Here is a 17,786-nt window from a genome sequence, read left to right as displayed (position 1 = left end):
GCACCTCCCCCAATTTTATGCCTTATCAGGCCTTTTCCAGCGTACACAGCAACGGATGCTCGTTCTCCCTCGCATAGTCGTTCACCATCGCCACTTTGGTTTCCGCGACTTCGGCAGTAAAGATGCCGCAGATCGCTTTGCCTCGATAATGAACGGTAAGCATCAGTTGCGTTGCACGTTCTACATCATAAGAAAAGAACTTTTGTAGCACGTCAATAACAAATTCCATCGGCGTGTAATCATCGTTCATTAACATAACTTTATACATAGATGGCGGTTTTAGCGCGTCGCGCACCTTATCTTCCGCCAGCTGGTCAAAATCCAGCCAATCGTTGGTCTTACCCATTATGCATAACCACTTTGAATCTACCTCAGATGTTAGATAACAATCATCTATTACTGTCATCCGCGATGTCTGTCACAAACTGTTGCAATAGCGTTAACTGCCTCAAATTTTGGTTGATTATTGTCCCAACTCCAGCGCCAAACGCTTGACGGCTTCTTCCGTTTCTCTAAATTGTACAAGCGTGAGATGGCGAGGTTTTGAACAGCCCCCACTCCACCACCGGTTCATTCCATCTTAATTTATAAGATTTACGAAGGATGTCGAAGCATGGAAATGGGTACTGTTAAGTGGTTCAACAACGCCAAAGGGTTTGGTTTCATCTGCCCTGAAGGCGGCGGCGAGGATATCTTCGCTCACTATTCCACCATTCAGATGGATGGTTACAGGACGCTCAAAGCCGGGCAATCCGTCCGGTTCGATGTACACCAGGGGCCAAAAGGCAATCATGCCAGTCTTATCGTGCCCGTTGAAGCTGAAACGGCCGCATAGCTCTCTGATTTATTGTGTACACCACGCAGGCAAAATGCCAGCCCGATCGGCTGGCATTTTTATTTTCGGGTTATTCCCGCGCCAGCGCATCCACCGGATCCAGCCGCGCCGCATTGCGTGCCGGTAACCAGCCAAACAAAATACCCGTGAAGGTCGAGCATAAGAACGCCGTGAGGATCGCCACGGGGGAAAAGCCAATCTCCCAACCGGGTAAAAAGAGCTGGAGCGCAAACGCGATCATCATCGAAAGCGCAATCCCCATCGCGCCGCCCACCAGACACACCAGCACCGCTTCAATCAGAAACTGCTGGAGCACGTCGCTGGCTCTGGCCCCAACCGCCATGCGGATGCCAATCTCCCGCGTGCGCTCCGTGACCGACACCAGCATGATATTCATCACCCCGATACCGCCGACGACCAGCGAAATCACCGCCACCAGCGTCAGGAACATCTGAAGAGTACGTGTGGTCTTTTCCGCCGTTTTCAAGAGGCCGTCCATGTTCCAGGTGAAGAAATCCTTCTTCCCGTGGCGCAGGGTGAGCAATCGCTCAAGCTGCTGTTCGGCCATAGCGCTGTCGTAGCCCTCCTTCACGCGAACGGTGATAGAGTTAAGCCAGGACTGTCCCATAATGCGCCCGGAAATCGTCGTGTAGGGCAGCCAGACGCGCAGGATCTTGCTGCTGCCGAACATCGACTGCTTCTCTTCCGCCACGCCGATCACCGTGGCAGGCATGTTGCCGACGAGGATCACTTCCCCCACCACGTTTGTTTTATTCGGGAACAGCTGCCTGCGGGAGTTGGCGTCTAATACCACCACCTGCGCCCTGCCCGCCAGCTGCTCGGCGTTGAAGGTCGCCCCTTCGCTGAAGGTCATGCCGTAGACGTTGAAGTAGTCACCGCTGACGCCGTTGGCGCTGGCCGCTACGTCAATGTTGCCGTAGCGCAGGCGCAGGTTTTGCGAGACGGCAGGCGTGGCGGAGTTCACCCACGGCTGCTTCTGGATCGCCGCCAGATCGTCATACTTCAGCGCCTGCTGATACTGCGGCTCGTCGTCGCCAAAGTCTTTGCCGGGATAAACGTCAATGGTATTGGTGCCGATGGCGCGAATATCCGCCAGAACAAGCTGCTTGGCCGCGTCGCCCACCACCACAATCGACACCACCGAGGCGATACCGATAATGATGCCGAGCATCGTCAACAGGGTACGCATTTTGTTGGCCGCCATCGCCAGCCAGGCCATGGTCAGCGCCTCGCGAAAACCGCTGGAGAACTGCCCCCAGCCGGTTGATGCCGGTAGCACTTCTTTCGGTGCCGCCGCCCGGGACTCACGCGGCGGCGGGTTGCTGACCAGCTCGCCGTCGTGGATCTCAATAATGCGTTCCGCCTGCGCCGCCACCAGCGGATCGTGGGTAACGATAATCACCGTGTGCCCCTGATCGCGAAGCTGATGGAGGATCGCCATCACCTCTTCGCCGGAATGGCTGTCGAGCGCTCCCGTCGGTTCATCCGCGAGGATCACCTGCCCGCCGTTCATCAGGGCGCGCGCGATACTCACGCGCTGCTGCTGGCCGCCGGAAAGCTGCGACGGCTGATACTCCACGCGTTCCGCCAGCCCCAGACGCGTTAACAGCGCCCTGGCGCGCTCAAGCCGTTTCTTCCGCTCGACGCCCGCATAGACCGCAGGAACCTCAACGTTCTGTGCCGCGCTCAGGTGAGAAAGCAGATGGTAACGCTGGAAGATAAAGCCAAAGTGTTCCCGGCGCAGCTTCGCCAGCGCGTCGCCGTCGAGCGTGGAGACATCCGTTCCGGCCACCCGGTACGTACCGCTGGTGGGTTTATCCAGACAGCCGAGAATGTTCATCAGCGTTGATTTACCCGAACCGGACGCGCCGACAATCGCCACCATCTCGCCCGCTTCCACACGCAGCGAGATCCCTTTCAGCACCTCCACCGGGCCGTCACCGGACGGATAGCTGCGGCGAATATCCTTCAGCTCAAGCAGCGCGGTCATTTAGCGGCTCCGGGCAGGCTTTCGCTGGTGACAACCTCCTCACCCTCTTCCAGCCCTTTTACCACCACCACGTCGGTATCGTTGCGCGCGCCAATCACCACTTCCCGCTCGCGCGTTTCGCCGTTGCGCAGCACCTTCACCTTGTAGCGGCTATCCCCGGCGGATTCACCCAGCGCAGAGAGCGGCACGGTCAGCACGTTTTTCACGCCGGTCAGCTGGATATGCACCTGAGCGGTCATGTCCAGACGCAGCACGCCCTGCGGGTTAGGCACCTCAAAGCGGGCATAGTAGAAGATGGCATCGTTCACTTTTTCCGGCGTCGGCAGAATGTCTTTCAGCACCCCTTCGTAGCGAGTTTGCGGATCGCCAAGCACCGTAAACCAGGCGTTCTGCCCCGGCTTAAGATGGATCACATCCGCCTCGGAAACCTGGGCTTTGACCAGCATGGTGCCCATGTCCGCCAGCGTCAGGATATTTGGCGCCTGCTGCGCCGCAATCACCGTCTGGCCCTGCAGCGTGGTGATTTGCGTCACTTCTCCGGCCATCGGCGCGACAATTTTGGTGTAGTCGAGGTTGGTTTTCGCCGTATCCAGCGAGGCCTGATTGCGTTTGATTTGCGCATCGATAGCGCCGATCTGCGCCTGCTTTACCGCCAGTTCAGTCACGGCGGTGTCTAAATCCTGTTTTGAGATAACCTGAGTTTTCGCGAGCGCCTGCTGACGGGTCAGCGTCACCTGAGCCAGGTTACGCTCTGCCAGCGACTGCGCACGCTGCGCGCGCAGCTCCATCAGCGTCGCTTCCACTTCGCGGATCTGGTTTTCGGCCTGTTCAGGATCGATAACGCCAAGCAGCTGGCCTTTTTTGACCTTGTCGCCAATCTCGACGGACAGCGTTTTCAACTGGCCGCTCACCTGCGCGCCAACATCGACTTTACGCAGGGCATCCAGTTTGCCGGTCGCCAGCACGTTTTGCTGCAGCTCGCCGGGGCGAACGATCAGCGTTTGATACTGGGGTACAGGCGCATTGAGGACCTGCCAAAGCCAGAATCCACCGACCACCAGCACGACCGCCAGCAGCAGAAACAGTTTTCTGCGTTTTCCCTTAAGGTTCATAAATATTCCAAATAATTATTCTGGCTAACATCACCGTTGATTCTATCTAAACCACTCCTCAACGAAACCCCTGTTTTCTGGAAATGGCCGTATTTGTTTACATGACGTTGACAAAACGCCTGCTGAAATAGCGTTCTTCCCCCAAGAAGCAGGATCTAACATGTCTTCCATCGTCGATACACCTTATTCCTCTCTGCCGCAGCCTACATCCGGCTGGGCGCTTTTTAAAAGTCTGGCAACCGGTGCCATCACGCCTGGTCTGGCGTGGCAGAATTCCTCATATCGACGCAAATTTATGTTACGTTCCCTGGCTTCCCCCTTCAGCACCGCTCGCCTGCTGGCAAGCCTGGCAAAGCAACCGCGTCTGATGCAAATCTTGCAGGTTCAGCCCGGGTTGCCGTGCCGCCTGCATCGTCCGTGGCTGACAGTCAGTATGAACCGCCGGAACGCGCTGGAGGCGCTAAACGGGCACTATCAGACGATGAGCCAACACCTTCCCACGGCGCTGCTCAATGGCTATCTTTCAAGGCAGGGGATGACGCTGCTGACGCTAACCGGTAAGGACGAGCAGCAATTCACGATTCGCCTGTGCGCCGATGCCTTTATGGACAAAGAGGGTGAAGCGACTCTCACCTTCTGTGACCATCAGAACACCGTGCTGGCCGAAATGACCTTTACGCTGTGCCCGTTTGAGGGAAAATCCACGCTGTTCATCGGCGGGTTACAGGGCGCAAAAGCGCACGTTCCGCATGAGTTGATTCAGGGCGCAACCAAAGCGTGCCACGGCCTGTTCCCGAAACGTCTGCTGGTTGAAGCTGCGATGACGCTGGGCACCACGTTCCCGGTTGAACAGATCTTCGCCGTGAGCAATGCCACCCACATTTACCGTAGCTGGCGTTACCGCAAGAAAAAAGAGGGGAAACTGCTGGCGGATTACGACAGTTTCTGGTTCTCCCTGGGCGGTCAGCGCCAGGAAAGCGGTCATTTCGCGCTGCCGTTAACCATGCCGCGTAAACCGATGGAAGAGATTGCGAGTAAGAAACGTGCTGAATACCGCCGCCGCTACGGACTGCTGGATAGCCTGATCCTACAAATGACGCAGGCGACCCGACGTTAATCCGCTCTCCCTCGTGCCAGCCAAAGCACGCGGGAGAACATTTTACGCAGCAGCGTGGGCACGGACTCCACGCCTCGCCTTCCCGCCTCCGTCGCCACTTCGATGGCCAGGTCCGGTTTTGACGATCGATGAATCGCTTTGGCGATCACCCGCCGCATGTTCATCGGAACATCCACCGGGATCATCGCCACGCGGTGAAAAACATCGTCAAACCCCTGGCGATACATAAAATGTTCCATGTCCATCGCGGGCAGCATAGTCAGGTGATCACGCTCTTCTTCACGATCGTTATTCAACAAACCGCGCACGGTTGCGGCATACTTTTTACCTGCTTCATCGCCATCGACCAAAACGTGCCATTCAATCCCCATCCTGCGAGCAAATTTGATCAGCGGTTTTAATCCCGACTGGGCAAACTCTATGACCTTAATACCTTCCGCATCGAAGTGGTGACCGCACTGACGTGCCAGTTCGTTGATAACCCAGGTCTCGGTTTCACCTTCCACCAACAGCCAGCAGCGGGCAAACAGCGATGACGCACGATTAAAGCGTATATGGAACGCAATGCGGCGACCGTCTTCCGCATTCAGGCCACCCGGCCCCAGCCGGTATGCGGATACGCGTGAGGATTCACGCACCAGACGGCAAACATATTCCACGGGCGTTAGCGAGAGCAACTCACCGGAGTTGGTGGTGGTCACGCGTTGCAGCGGCAGCAGGTTCAACAAGTGCCACGCAACGGAGAGCATGATCGGATGCAGGCGCGTCTCAGGATCTTCTACCAGCAGCAACGGGCGGGCGTCCCGATCTAACCGGACGGTGCCTTTCGCCTGCAAAAGCGTTGAGAATAACCCCAGCAGGATCACCCGATGGGTACGTCCACCGGGCCGGTCTATCATCCGGTTAATGATATCAAGATAACGCCAACTGCGTTGTTCATCGTGCGAACGGCGACGCATCAGGCGATGGCGTGACTGTGACGTCCCCTGCTCGGAAAAATAGTGCTCCAGCAGCTGCACCATGGCCGAAAGCCCCTGGCGGATTTGACCGTCGGTGAGGTTCTGCGGGCGAGAGACCAGCTCACGCGCCAGGAAATCCAGCTCGCGGGCGGTAACTTCCACCTCCGGCATATTGGGTACGGTACCGTTGCGGATCCGGCGCATAAAGCGTGCATCGCGCAGGCGCAGCACCGGCGTCAAGCGGATCAGGTGGCGCGCCAGGTCGTCGATATTCTCCAGCGGGATGGGATTACCTTTCTCATCGAGAAATTCACGCAGGGTGAGTACCCCCTCGTTTTCCGCCATTTCACCTTCCAGCCGATAGAAAATCCGGTGATAGTCATCATCGCATGGCACCCAACATGGCGACATCGGGCGGAAACGACGCACACGATGCCGTCCCGGCTCGGACTCGCGGAACGTCAGGATGATATGCAGGTGCTTCTCGCGCCCCGTTACGTCGCCCGGCGGAAACCAGAAGTCATCATGAACGAAGTGGTACAAGTCATTTTCAGGGGAAAGCAGCAGGGTCAGCGCATCCAGCAGGCTGGATTTACCCCAGGCGTTTTCACCGATCAGGACGTTGTTCTGTTCCAGCTGCAGCGACAGGCGGTTAATACCGCGAAACCCGACAATTTCCACACGTTCGAGAAGCATAAATCCCCCGCGGAATGATCACTTTTTCCTTTAAGTTATCAGCAGTATAGCGGCAGCGGCGCCGACTGGACACTGCCAGATACCTCCGTTATTCCGATGACGCACGAAAAATTCAGAATTTACCCGTCAAATTTCATTTGAAAAGGTGCTTCCAGAACAAGATACTCCCGTTCGAAAATTGGACTATGCTCTATTTACCTCCAGTTTGAACAAGGATTGACATCACATTGCCTTAAATCAAATTATCCGAATTTATTTAAGTGGCGAAGGGGTGTTGTTGCTTTCTAAAATAAAGGCTCTTTGAGTCGTCATCCCTTTATGGCGATATATCCCGTGCGCAGGATAGTGTGCGGAAATTTATTATTGAGGTGGTTATGTTCAGAAAATTAGCAGCAGAATGCTTTGGTACATTCTGGCTGGTGTTTGGTGGCTGCGGTAGTGCAGTGCTGGCAGCGGCATTCCCGGAATTAGGAATTGGTTTTGTCGGTGTCGCACTGGCATTCGGCTTAACGGTCTTAACCATGGCATTCGCGGTAGGGCATATTTCCGGCGGTCATTTTAACCCTGCTGTCACGCTGGGTTTATGGGCGGGCGGTCGTTTCCCGTTGAAAGACGTATTAGGCTATATTATTGCCCAGGTTATTGGCGGCATTATTGCAGCCGCAGTCCTGTACGTAATTGCCAGCGGCAAAGCAGGCTTTGACGCCGCAGCCAGTGGTTTCGCCTCTAACGGTTTCGGTGAACACTCACCAGGCGGCTACTCAATGCTGTCTGCCATCGTGATTGAAATCGTACTGACCGCAGGCTTCCTGCTGGTCATTCACGGCGCTACGGACAAATATGCACCTGCAGGCTTCGCGCCAATCGCCATTGGTCTGGCGCTGACGCTGATTCACCTGATCTCAATCCCGGTGACCAACACCTCCGTTAACCCGGCGCGCAGCACCGCGGTTGCCATCTTCCAGGGCGGCTGGGCGCTTGAACAGCTGTGGCTGTTCTGGGTGATGCCAATTATCGGCGGTATTCTGGGCGGCGTGCTGTATCGCACCCTGCTGGAAAAACGCGATTAATTACGTGCGGCCTGTGGTGTCGGGTGGCGCTAACGCTTACCCGACCTACGTGAGTGTGCACTTGTAGATACTGTTATGCCACGCAAGCATTTTCCTGATGCAACGTGACATCGAACGGGCGTCCTGACTTCAGGACGCCATACGCCACCTGCGCCAGCTTACGCATCATCGCTCCGATTATCAGCTTCGCTCCCTTACCGTTCTTTTCCAGACGCGCCCTGAATCCTTTTCCCCACTCCGTTTTGTACAGCGCCACCATCGCGGGCATATACAGCGCCCGGCGAAGCGAGACATGGCCAGCCTTACTCATCCTGCTTGCCCTGTTTACGCTGCTTCCGGATTCATGTTGCCGCGGTGTCAGCCCTGCGAACGCCGCGAACTGCCGCGCCTGCCCGAACCTGTCCTTCAGTCCCACATACGCCAGCAGCACGGCGGACGTCTTTTCACCGATACCCGGTATGCTGTCCAGCAGTTTTCGCCGGTGCTTCAGGTCCGGGTCGTCATCCGTCAGGTCCTTTATCTGTTTCTCCAGCCGCTTCAGCTCCGCTTCCAGCCACAGAAGGTGCGCATCAATGCTCGGCATCTGCACCTCCCGCGCCGTCTCACGGCGGTTCAGCTCCTGCGTGTGCATGTCCGTCAGGGACTGATGCCGCAGTACCAGCGCCCGCAACGCGCGCTCCACCGGATGCGGTGCCTCCCAGGCTGCCGGACGCTTCTGCCGGCAGAACTCTGCCAGCATACGGGCATCCACGGCATCGGTTTTACTGCGCAGGCCTTCGCTCTGCGCAAAGGCTTTACCCAGAGCCGGGTTGATGATGGATACGGTGAAACCGGCATCGCTGAGGGAAGCCGCGACGTCTTCCATATAGGTGCTGGTCGCCTCCATGCAGATGTGGGCCGGAGCCACATTATGGCTGCGGAGCCACCTGAGCAGCTCCTCGTGACCTTTAGGGGTGTTAGTAAACTTTTTGCTGCGGTGACGGCCATCAGGTCGCAACACATCGACATCCAGCTTAGCTTTGGAGACATCGATACCAATAAAGTGAAGTTCCTGTTCCATAGTGAAACCAACCTTGTGAATGCGGATTACCGGGAAAACCGGTCCATGATACTGTCCGGTTTGTCACTTGTGGAGAAGGGGCAGTCCACTGCAGGGATCTACAACACAGGCTCGAGGCCTAAGGCCGGGTACGGCATGTGGACTGCCTGACAGAAAGAACTGGCCGGTTCTTTCTGTACGGGAGGATAATACAAGGCCGGGTAAGGCGCAGCCGCCACCCGGCTTTCTTTTGCCGCTTTACTGAACAGCCTTTATTGGGTAGTGTCTCTGGCGCTTAACAGATACCTAAAAGGACCGGCTGTTCATGTTTTCAGGACTCCTCATTATTCTGCTGCCCCTGATTGTGGGCTACCTTATTCCGCTGCATCAGGCATCCGCATTACGGCTTATCAACCGTTTTCTCAGCTGGATTGTTTACGTTATTCTTTTCTTTATGGGGATAAGCCTGGCATTCCTGGATAATCTGTCAGCGAATTTACTCTCCATCCTCCATTATTCCGCCGTCACTGTGGTGGTTATTTTGCTGTGCAATATTGCCGCACTCTTCTGGCTGGAACGCACTATTCCCTGGAAAAATAACCATCAACAGGAAAAACTCCCTTCCCGTATTGCGATGGCGCTGGAATCATTAAAACTCTGCGGCGTCGTGGTACTCGGTTTTCTTCTGGGCCTTACCGGATGGTCATTTTTACAGCACGCCACGGAGGCCAGCGAATATACCCTGATCTTCCTGCTGTTCCTGATCGGTATTCAACTGCGAAATAATGGCATGACGCTGAAACAGATTGTCCTCAACCGCCGGGGAATGATAGTGGCCATTGTCGTCGTCGCCAGTTCAATGGTCGCAGGCGTGATTAATGCCGTTATTCTCGACCTGCCGCTGAAAACCGGCCTGGCGATGGCGTCAGGTTTTGGCTGGTACTCCCTCTCCGGTATTCTTCTGACCGAATCGTTCGGTCCGGTCATTGGCAGCGCCGCTTTCTTCAATGACCTTGCGCGCGAATTGATTGCCATTATGCTGATCCCAGGTCTGGTACGCCGCAGCCGCTCAACCGCGCTGGGGCTGTGTGGCGCGACCTCGATGGACTTTACCCTGCCGGTTTTACAACGATCGGGAGGGCTGGAGCTGGTGCCTGCCGCCATCGTACACGGCTTTATTTTAAGTCTGCTGGTCCCCATTCTGATGGCCTTCTTCTCGGCCTGATACTTCTTTGGCGGTAGGTTCCCTGCCGCCAAAATTGCGCTAAATCAATCTCCCTCTATTTTGTAGCAGAAAGCCCTTTTCACCGTTCTGGCACAGGCATAACCTTAAACATGTATATCAAATATAACTTTAACAGGTGTGATTATGTTTTGTGTGCAATGTGAACAAACCATCCGTACCCCGGCAGGCAATGGCTGCTCCTACGCACAGGGTATGTGCGGCAAAACCGCAGAAACATCTGACCTGCAGGATCTGCTGATTGCTGCCCTGCAAGGCCTTTCCGCCTGGGCGTTCAAGGCCCGTGAATACGGCATTGTCGACCACTATGTAGACAACTTCGCCCCTCGCGCTTTCTTCTCCACGCTGACCAACGTTAACTTCGACTCTCCGCGCATTGTAGGTTATGCCCGCGAAGCGATTGCCCTGCGTGAAGCGCTGAAAGCGCAGTGCCTGAAGGCTGATGCCAGCGCCCGCGTGGAAAACCCGATGTCTGAACTGCAGCTGGTGAGCGACGATCTGGGCGACCTCCAGCGTCAGGCAGCAGAATTCACCCCGAATAAAGACAAAGCGGCGATTGGCGAGAACATTCTCGGCCTGCGCCTGCTGTGCCTGTACGGCCTGAAAGGCGCTGCGGCCTATATGGAACACGCGCATGTGCTCGGTCAGTACGACAACGACATCTACGCCCAGTACCACAAAATCATGGCGTGGCTGGGCACCTGGCCTGCCGATATGAACGCGCTGCTGGAATGCGCGATGGAAATCGGCCAGATGAACTTCCGCGTGATGAGCATTCTGGATGCCGGTGAAACCAGCACCTACGGCCACCCAACGCCAACGCAGGTCAACGTCAAGGCGACCGAAGGTAAGTGCATCCTGATTTCCGGTCACGACCTGAAAGATCTCTTCAACCTGCTGAAGCAGACCGAAGGCACCGGCGTTAACGTCTATACCCACGGCGAAATGCTGCCGGCGCACGGCTACCCGGAGCTGCGTAAATTTAAGCATCTGATCGGTAACTACGGCAGCGGCTGGCAGAACCAGCAGGTGGAGTTCGCTCGCTTCCCGGGCCCTATCGTGATGACCTCAAACTGCATCATCGACCCTACCGTGGGCGCGTATGACGACCGCATCTGGACCCGCAGCATCGTCGGCTGGCCGGGCGTGAGCCATCTTGAAGGTGACGATTTCGGTCCGGTTATCGCCCAGGCACAGCAGATGGCGGGCTTCCCGTACAGCGAAATTCCACACCTGATCACCGTCGGCTTTGGTCGCGAGACCCTGCTGGGCGCCGCTGATTCGCTGATCGATCTCGTCAGCCGTGAAAAGCTGCGCCACATCTTCCTCGTTGGCGGCTGCGACGGCGCGCGCGGCGAGCGTAACTACTTCACCGATTTCGCCACCCGCGTGCCGGAAGACTGCCTGATCCTGACGCTTGCGTGCGGCAAATACCGTTTCAACAAGCTGGACTTCGGCGACATCGAAGGTCTGCCGCGCCTGATCGATGCGGGCCAGTGTAACGATGCTTACTCGGCCATCATTCTGGCGGTCACCCTGGCGGAGAAACTGGGCTGCGGCGTGAACGATCTGCCGCTGTCGCTGGTGCTCTCCTGGTTCGAGCAGAAAGCGATTGTCATCCTGCTGACCCTGCTTTCATTGGGCGTGACCAACATCGTGACCGGCCCAACCGCGCCTGGCTTCCTGACGCCGGACCTGCTGGCGGTGCTGAACGAGAAATTCGGTCTGCGTTCCGTGACCAACGTTGAAGATGACATGAAGCAGCTGCTGAGCGCGTAAGGAGTAATTCATGACCATGCCAACCTCACAATGTCCGTGGCGGATGCAGGTTCATCACATCCATCAGGAGACGCCGGATGTGTGGACGCTGTCACTGCTGTGCCATGACTATTATCCGTACCGTGCAGGCCAGTATGCGCTGGTCAGCGTTCGCCATTCCGCGGACACCCTGCGCGCCTACACGATCTCCTCAACGCCAGGCGTGAGCGAGTACATTACGCTCACCGTCCGCCGCATTGACGACGGCGCGGGCTCGCAGTGGCTGACGCGGGACGTGAAGCGCGGGGATTATATCTGGCTGTCTGACGCGCAGGGGGATTTCACCTGTGACGATAAAGCAGACGATAAGTTCCTGCTGCTGGCGGCGGGGTGTGGCGTAACGCCGATTATGTCGATGCGCCGCTGGCTGGCGAAGAACCGCCCACAGGCCGACGTGCAGGTGATCTTCAGCGTGCGTTCACCGGAAGATGTCATTTTTGCCGAGGAGTGGCGTAATTATCCGGTGACGCTGGTGGCTGAGCACAACGCGACCCACGGCTTTGTGCCCGGTCGCCTGAGCCGCGAGCTGCTGCAAAGCGTGCCGGATATGGCGAACCGCACCGTGATGACCTGCGGCCCGGCGCCTTACATGGATATCGTCGAAAAAGAGGTGAAAGCGCTTGGCGTGACCCGCTTCTTCAAAGAGCAGTTCTTCACGCCGGTGGCGGAAGCGGCAACCAGCGGCGTTAAGTTCACCAAACTGCAGCCTGCGCAGACCTTCTTTGGCCGCGTGGGCACCACGCTGCTGGAGGCGCTGGAAAGCAACAAGGTGCCGGTAGTGGCGGCCTGTCGTGCGGGCGTGTGCGGCTGCTGTAAGACGAAGGTGATTTCCGGGGAGTATAGCGTCACCAGCACCATGACGCTGACCGACGCGGAAATTGCCGAGGGCTATGTGCTGGCATGTTCCTGTCATCCGCAGGGGGATCTGGTGCTGGCGTAATCCGCTGCGGTGCCCCCTTCTTTGCCGGGTGGCACTGCGTTTACCCGGCCTACTTTGTACAGGTTTGCTCTTCGTAGGCCCGGTAAGCGCTAGCGCCACCGGGCTTTTGTTATCCTCACCGCCACGCCGGCGCTTTCCCTACCGCAAACCGCCCTGCCCCTAAAAACGCGACTGCCAGCGAGCCAATAAAGAAGTACACCAGGCTTTCAATCGCCCATGCCCCAACCTTATCGAGAGCGAACGTTTCACTCGTTCCCACCATCAGCCACGCCACAATCATCGTAAACGCCAGCACCAGCGCGGCCGGGCGTGTGAAGAGCCCGACAATAATCAGGATCGGGGCCACCACTTCGCCAATCAATACGCCGTAGGCGATAAACCCCGGCAACCCCTTTTCCACCAGCATGCCGCTGATGAACCCCACGCCACCAAAAAGCTTATGCAACCCGTGAAACAGCATCAGCCCGCCGACGGCAAGTCGTAACAAGAGTTTGCCAAGATCGTCGCACGATAGCTTTTCATTAACAGCAATTAACAATGATTTAACCATTTGAAATGATTCCTGTTTTCACTGAGGTATCACCAGATTATGCCGAAGCGTTGCGCATGAAAAGCACCTTTTAATTGGGGGGATTGGACGGGCAATACGGAGACTTTCTTCTAAGCTTGTAAGCGATATCACAAAAAGGAGAAGGACACCCATGAAACAAACCGTGGCTGCATACATAGCGAAAACCCTCGAACAGGCTGGCGTAAAGCGTATCTGGGGCGTAACAGGCGATTCCCTAAACGGGCTTAGCGACAGCCTCAACAAGATGAAGACCATCGAATGGATGCCCACCCGCCATGAAGAGGTTGCCGCCTTCGCCGCAGGCGCGGAAGCACAGCTTACGGGGGAACTGGCCGTCTGCGCCGGATCCTGCGGACCAGGTAACCTGCACTTGATCAATGGTCTCTTCGACTGCCACCGCAATCACGTACCGGTGCTGGCCATCGCCGCCCATATCCCCTCTTCCGAAATCGGCAGCGGCTATTTTCAGGAAACGCATCCGCAGGAGCTGTTCCGTGAATGCAGCCACTACTGCGAGCTGGTTTCATCCCCGGAGCAGATCCCGCAGGTGCTGGCGATTGCCATGCGTAAAGCCGTGCTGAACCGCGGGGTTTCTGTGGTCGTTATCCCGGGCGATGTGGCCCTCAAGGCCGCGCCTGAAGGGGCCAGCACCCACTGGTATCATGCCCCACAGCCCGTGGTAACGCCTGCTGAAGAGGAGCTGAAAAAGCTGGCGCAGCTGCTGCGTTACTCCAGCAATATCGCCCTGATGTGCGGCAGCGGCTGCGCGGGCGCGCATAAAGAGCTGCTCGAATTTGCCGGGAAGCTGAAAGCGCCGATTGTCCACGCCCTGCGCGGCAAAGAGCACGTCGAGTACGACAACCCTTACGACGTGGGAATGACCGGTCTGATCGGTTTCTCCAGCGGTTTCCACACCATGATGAATGCCGACACGCTGATCCTGCTCGGCACCCAGTTCCCGTATCGTCCGTTCTACCCGGCGGATGCGAAAATTATTCAGATTGATATCAACCCGGCCAGCATCGGCGCGCACAGCAAGGTCGATATGGCGCTGGTGGGCGACATCAAATCGACCCTTGCCGCCCTGCTGCCGCTGCTGGAAGAGAAAACCGATCGCAAGTTCCTTGATAAGGCGTTGAGCGACTATCGCGATGCCCGCAAGGGGCTGGATGACCTCGCCAAACCGAGCGACAAAGCCATTCACCCGCAGTATCTGGCTCAGCAGATCAGTCATTTCGCGGACGACGACGCCATCTTTACCTGCGATGTCGGCACGCCCACCGTCTGGGCGGCCCGCTACCTGAAGATGAACGGCAAACGCCGCCTGCTTGGCTCGTTCAACCACGGCTCGATGGCCAACGCCATGCCGCAGGCGCTGGGCGCAAAAGCGACAGCGCCGGAGCGTCAGGTGGTGGCGATGTGCGGCGACGGCGGGTTCAGCATGCTGATGGGGGATTTCCTGTCGGTGGTGCAGATGAAGCTCCCGCTGAAAATCGTGGTCTTTAACAATAGCGTGCTGGGCTTTGTGGCGATGGAGATGAAGGCCGGAGGCTACCTCACGGACGGCACCGAGCTGCACGACACCAACTTCGCGCGCATCGCCGAGGCCTGCGGCATCACCGGTATTCGCGTGGAGAAAGCCTCAGAGGTGGATGAAGCCCTGCAGCGCGCCTTCTCCATTGACGGTCCGGTGCTGGTGGATGTCGTCGTCGCCAAAGAGGAGCTGGCGATCCCGCCGCAGATCAAGCTGGAACAGGCCAAAGGCTTTAGCCTGTATATGCTGCGCGCGATCATCAGCGGGCGCGGCGACGAAGTGATCGAACTGGCAAAAACCAACTGGCTCAGGTAAAACATCTGGCATCGCCTTTTAAATAATAAGGACATGCCATGATCGATTTACGCAGTGATACCGTAACCCGCCCGAGCCGCGCCATGCTCGAAGAGATGATGGCCGCCCCGGTCGGGGACGACGTCTACGGCGATGACCCGACGGTCAACGAACTGCAGCGCTACGCGGCTGAGCTGAGCGGTAAGGAGGCCGCCCTGTTCCTGCCCACCGGAACGCAGGCTAACCTGGTGGCGCTGCTCAGCCACTGCGAGCGCGGTGAAGAGTATATCGTCGGCCAGGGCGCGCATAACTATCTCTACGAAGCCGGCGGCGCAGCGGTGCTCGGCAGCATTCAGCCGCAGCCGATTGACGCCGCGCCGGACGGCTCCCTGCCGCTCGATAAGGTCGCCGCGAAAATCAAAGCTGACGATATTCACTTCGCCCGCACCAGGCTGCTCAGCCTCGAAAACACCCATAACGGTAAAGTGCTGCCGCGCGAATACCTGAAAGCAGCGTGGGAATTCACCCGTGAACGTAAGCTGGGCCTGCACGTGGACGGCGCGCGTATCTTTAACGCCGTGGTGGCATACGGCTGCGAGCTGAAAGAGATTACGCAATATTGCGACTCGTTCACCATTTGCCTCTCTAAAGGTCTGGGCACGCCGGTGGGTTCTCTGCTGGTCGGCAATGCGGACTACATTAAGCGCGCCAACCGCTGGCGTAAAATGACCGGCGGCGGCATGCGTCAGGCGGGTATTCTGGCGGCGGCCGGGCTGTATGCCCTGAAAAACAACGTGGCGCGCCTGAAGGACGATCACGACAACGCCGCGTGGATGGCGGCGCAGCTGCGCGAAATTGGCGCCGACGTGATGCGCCACGACACCAACATGCTGTTCGTGCGCGTCGGTGACGAGCACGCCGCCGCGTTGGGCGACTTTATGAAATCCCGTGGCGTGCTGATCAACGCCTCACCTGTCGTGCGTCTGGTGATGCACCTCGACGTGAGCCGCGAACAGCTGGCGGACGTGGTGAAACACTGGCAGGCGTTTTTACAGCGCTAAGGAGCAGCACGTGCCGCAACGCATTCTGGTGCTCGGCGCCAGCGGGTATATCGGTCAGCATCTCACCGCGGCGCTAAGCCAGCAGGGACACCAGGTGCTGGCTGCGGCACGCAACACCGAACGCCTGCAAAAGCTCAGCTTGCCTGGCGTCACCTGCCATAGCGTTGACCTCAACTGGCCGAAGGAACTTCCCGCGCTGCTGGAAGGGGTCGACACGCTTTACTACCTGGTGCACAGCATGGGCGAAGGCGGAGATTTTATCGCCCACGAGCGGCAGGTGGCGATGAACGTCCGCGATGCCCTGCTGCAAACGCCGGTGAAGCAGGTGATTTTTTTAAGCTCGCTCCAGGCCCCCGAAAGCGAGCAGTCCGATCATCTGCGTGCCCGCCAGCTGACGGCCGATACGCTGCGCGGTGCCAATATCCCCGTCACCGAACTGCGCGCCGGGATCATCGTTGGCGCGGGTTCAGCCGCCTTCGAAGTGATGCGCGATATGGTCTACAACCTGCCGGTACTCACGCCGCCGCGCTGGGTCCGTTCGCGCACCACGCCGATTGCGCTGGAGAACCTGCTGCATTACCTGGTGGCGCTGCTGGATCACCCGGCGGAGCAACACCGCGTGCTGGAAGCGGCTGGCCCGGAAGTGCTGAGCTATCAGGAGCAGTTCGAACATTTTATGCGCGTCAGCGGACGCCGCCGCTGGCTCATCCCCATTCCCTTCCCGACCCGCTGGATTTCGGTGTGGTTTTTGAATGTGATCACTTCCGTGCCGCCGACGACCGCCAGGGCGCTGATCCAGGGACTCAAACACGATCTGCTGGCGGACGATCGCGCGCTGCGGGCGATCATTCCCCAGGATTTGATCCGCTTTGACGATGCCGTGCGTAATACGCTGAAAGAGGAAGAGCAGCTGGTGAACTCCAGCGACTGGGGCTACGACGCGCAGGCCTTTGCCCGCTGGCGGCCGGAGTATGGCTATTACCCGAAACAGGCGGGCTGCACGGTGAAGTCTTCCGCCAGCCTTGCAGCGCTGTGGGAGGTCGTGAACCAGATTGGCGGCAAAGAACGCTATTTCTTCGGTAATCTCCTCTGGCAAACGCGCGGGGCGATGGATCTGCTGGTGGGGCACAGGCTGGCGAAAGGCCGTCCGGCGCATCCGTATCTGGCGGTGGGCGATACGGTAGACAGCTGGAAGGTAATTATCGTCGAGCCGGAAAAACAGCTGGCGCTGCTGTTTGGGATGAAAGCGCCAGGGCTGGGCCGGCTCTGCTTTACGCTGAAGGACAAAGGCGACCACCGGGAACTGGACGTCCGCGCCTGGTGGCATCCGCACGGAATGCCGGGTCTGTTCTACTGGCTGTTGATGATCCCCGCACACCTGTTTATCTTCCGCGGAATGGCAAAACGTATTGCGCAACTGGCAGAACAAAAAACGAAAACAACTTAATAAAACTCTTATTCTTTCACCTTTCCCATTGCATAGCGT

At 57.6% G+C, this 17,786-nt stretch carries 15 protein-coding genes; 9 read left to right on the top strand and 6 right to left on the bottom strand.

Annotation, left to right across the window (positions count from 1 at the left end):
* Window positions 1–25: 25 nt before the first annotated feature.
* A complete protein-coding gene (gene clpS, locus N2K86_RS07185; RefSeq protein WP_006174393.1) occupies window positions 26–346 on the bottom strand; it encodes an ATP-dependent Clp protease adapter ClpS in 321 nt (106 codons plus the stop codon).
* A 267-nt stretch (window positions 347–613) separates the two neighbouring features.
* On the opposite strand from clpS, the gene cspD reads away from it, so the two are divergent.
* Window positions 614–835 (top strand): cold shock-like protein CspD, encoded by a 222-nt coding sequence (cspD, locus tag N2K86_RS07180; protein ID WP_260660972.1) that lies wholly within the window; start codon window positions 614–616, stop codon window positions 833–835.
* Between the two features lie 70 nt (window positions 836–905).
* On the opposite strand, the gene macB is transcribed toward cspD, so the two are convergent.
* Both macB and macA read right to left on the bottom strand, forming a co-directional pair.
* Complete coding sequence (macB, locus tag N2K86_RS07175; RefSeq protein WP_260660971.1) at window positions 906–2,846, bottom strand: macrolide ABC transporter ATP-binding protein/permease MacB; 1,941 nt, start codon at window positions 2,844–2,846, stop codon at window positions 906–908.
* Window positions 2,843–3,958 carry a macrolide transporter subunit MacA gene (macA, locus tag N2K86_RS07170; RefSeq protein ID WP_260660970.1) on the bottom strand — a complete coding sequence of 372 codons (1,116 nt, stop codon included), beginning with the start codon at window positions 3,956–3,958 and terminating at the stop codon, window positions 2,843–2,845. The genes macB and macA overlap by 4 nt, the downstream gene beginning before the upstream one ends.
* Window positions 3,959–4,118: 160 nt before the next feature.
* Between macA and N2K86_RS07165 the strand changes: the two genes are divergently transcribed.
* Entirely contained in the window at window positions 4,119–5,075 is a 957-nt protein-coding gene (locus N2K86_RS07165; protein WP_260660969.1) for a VirK/YbjX family protein, read from the top strand.
* On the opposite strand, the gene N2K86_RS07160 is transcribed toward N2K86_RS07165, so the two are convergent.
* Entirely contained in the window at window positions 5,072–6,730 is a 1,659-nt protein-coding gene (locus N2K86_RS07160; RefSeq protein ID WP_260660968.1) for an ATP-dependent endonuclease, read from the bottom strand. The genes N2K86_RS07165 and N2K86_RS07160 overlap by 4 nt on opposite strands.
* Before the next feature lie 374 nt (window positions 6,731–7,104).
* Between N2K86_RS07160 and aqpZ the strand changes: the two genes are divergently transcribed.
* Window positions 7,105–7,800 carry an aquaporin Z gene (gene aqpZ, locus N2K86_RS07155; protein WP_126543572.1) on the top strand — a complete coding sequence of 232 codons (696 nt, stop codon included), beginning with the start codon at window positions 7,105–7,107 and terminating at the stop codon, window positions 7,798–7,800.
* Between the two features lie 73 nt (window positions 7,801–7,873).
* On the opposite strand, the gene N2K86_RS07150 is transcribed toward aqpZ, so the two are convergent.
* On the bottom strand, window positions 7,874–8,860 hold the full coding sequence (locus N2K86_RS07150; RefSeq protein ID WP_260658920.1) for an IS110 family transposase: 987 nt from the start codon (window positions 8,858–8,860) through the stop codon (window positions 7,874–7,876).
* Between the two features lie 304 nt (window positions 8,861–9,164).
* Here N2K86_RS07150 and N2K86_RS07145 point away from each other — a divergent pair, with 304 nt between their 5' ends.
* The 3 genes from N2K86_RS07145 (at window position 9,165) to hcr (ending at window position 12,840) form a co-directional block, all read left to right on the top strand.
* Window positions 9,165–10,064 carry a lysine exporter LysO family protein gene (locus tag N2K86_RS07145; protein WP_260660967.1) on the top strand — a complete coding sequence of 300 codons (900 nt, stop codon included), beginning with the start codon at window positions 9,165–9,167 and terminating at the stop codon, window positions 10,062–10,064.
* Between the two features lie 144 nt (window positions 10,065–10,208).
* Window positions 10,209–11,861 (top strand): hydroxylamine reductase, encoded by a 1,653-nt coding sequence (gene hcp, locus N2K86_RS07140; protein ID WP_260660966.1) that lies wholly within the window; start codon window positions 10,209–10,211, stop codon window positions 11,859–11,861.
* Between the two features lie 10 nt (window positions 11,862–11,871).
* On the top strand, window positions 11,872–12,840 hold the full coding sequence (gene hcr, locus N2K86_RS07135; RefSeq protein WP_260660965.1) for an NADH oxidoreductase: 969 nt from the start codon (window positions 11,872–11,874) through the stop codon (window positions 12,838–12,840).
* 115 nt (window positions 12,841–12,955) lie between these two features.
* On the opposite strand, the gene N2K86_RS07130 is transcribed toward hcr, so the two are convergent.
* The gene (locus N2K86_RS07130; RefSeq protein ID WP_260660964.1) at window positions 12,956–13,390 is read right to left on the bottom strand and encodes a DoxX family protein; all 435 of its coding nucleotides are present in this window, start codon (window positions 13,388–13,390) and stop codon (window positions 12,956–12,958) included.
* A 151-nt stretch (window positions 13,391–13,541) separates the two neighbouring features.
* Here N2K86_RS07130 and poxB point away from each other — a divergent pair, with 151 nt between their 5' ends.
* From poxB to N2K86_RS07115, 3 genes are read left to right on the top strand one after another with little or no spacing between them, the layout of a single operon-like run.
* Window positions 13,542–15,260: a ubiquinone-dependent pyruvate dehydrogenase gene (gene poxB / locus N2K86_RS07125; RefSeq protein ID WP_248206625.1), complete on the top strand. Its 1,719-nt coding sequence runs from the start codon at window positions 13,542–13,544 to the stop codon at window positions 15,258–15,260.
* A gap of 38 nt (window positions 15,261–15,298) precedes the next feature.
* Window positions 15,299–16,300, top strand: coding sequence for a low-specificity L-threonine aldolase (gene ltaE / locus N2K86_RS07120; protein ID WP_260660963.1), 1,002 nt, complete (start codon window positions 15,299–15,301; stop codon window positions 16,298–16,300).
* A gap of 10 nt (window positions 16,301–16,310) precedes the next feature.
* Window positions 16,311–17,747: an SDR family oxidoreductase gene (locus tag N2K86_RS07115; protein ID WP_260660962.1), complete on the top strand. Its 1,437-nt coding sequence runs from the start codon at window positions 16,311–16,313 to the stop codon at window positions 17,745–17,747.
* Window positions 17,748–17,786: the final 39 nt, after the last annotated feature.

It is taken from the genome of Enterobacter mori (assembly GCF_025244905.1).
GTDB classification, from domain to species: Bacteria; Pseudomonadota; Gammaproteobacteria; order Enterobacterales; family Enterobacteriaceae; genus Enterobacter; species Enterobacter mori_A.
This window is presented reverse-complemented; position numbering and strand designations above follow the sequence as displayed.

Bases quoted from the DNA above. Each gene is read 5' to 3' on its own strand.
- clpS (WP_006174393.1), bottom strand. From the start codon at position 346: ATGGGTAAGACCAACGATTGGCTGGATTTTGACCAGCTGGCGGAAGAT.
- cspD (WP_260660972.1), top strand. From the start codon at position 614: ATGGAAATGGGTACTGTTAAGTGGTTCAACAACGCCAAAGGGTTTGGT.
- macB (WP_260660971.1), bottom strand. From the start codon at position 2,846: ATGACCGCGCTGCTTGAGCTGAAGGATATTCGCCGCAGCTATCCGTCC.
- macA (WP_260660970.1), bottom strand. From the start codon at position 3,958: ATGAACCTTAAGGGAAAACGCAGAAAACTGTTTCTGCTGCTGGCGGTC.
- N2K86_RS07165 (WP_260660969.1), top strand. From the start codon at position 4,119: ATGTCTTCCATCGTCGATACACCTTATTCCTCTCTGCCGCAGCCTACA.
- N2K86_RS07160 (WP_260660968.1), bottom strand. From the start codon at position 6,730: ATGCTTCTCGAACGTGTGGAAATTGTCGGGTTTCGCGGTATTAACCGC.
- aqpZ (WP_126543572.1), top strand. From the start codon at position 7,105: ATGTTCAGAAAATTAGCAGCAGAATGCTTTGGTACATTCTGGCTGGTG.
- N2K86_RS07150 (WP_260658920.1), bottom strand. From the start codon at position 8,860: ATGGAACAGGAACTTCACTTTATTGGTATCGATGTCTCCAAAGCTAAG.
- N2K86_RS07145 (WP_260660967.1), top strand. From the start codon at position 9,165: ATGTTTTCAGGACTCCTCATTATTCTGCTGCCCCTGATTGTGGGCTAC.
- hcp (WP_260660966.1), top strand. From the start codon at position 10,209: ATGTTTTGTGTGCAATGTGAACAAACCATCCGTACCCCGGCAGGCAAT.
- hcr (WP_260660965.1), top strand. From the start codon at position 11,872: ATGACCATGCCAACCTCACAATGTCCGTGGCGGATGCAGGTTCATCAC.
- N2K86_RS07130 (WP_260660964.1), bottom strand. From the start codon at position 13,390: ATGGTTAAATCATTGTTAATTGCTGTTAATGAAAAGCTATCGTGCGAC.
- poxB (WP_248206625.1), top strand. From the start codon at position 13,542: ATGAAACAAACCGTGGCTGCATACATAGCGAAAACCCTCGAACAGGCT.
- ltaE (WP_260660963.1), top strand. From the start codon at position 15,299: ATGATCGATTTACGCAGTGATACCGTAACCCGCCCGAGCCGCGCCATG.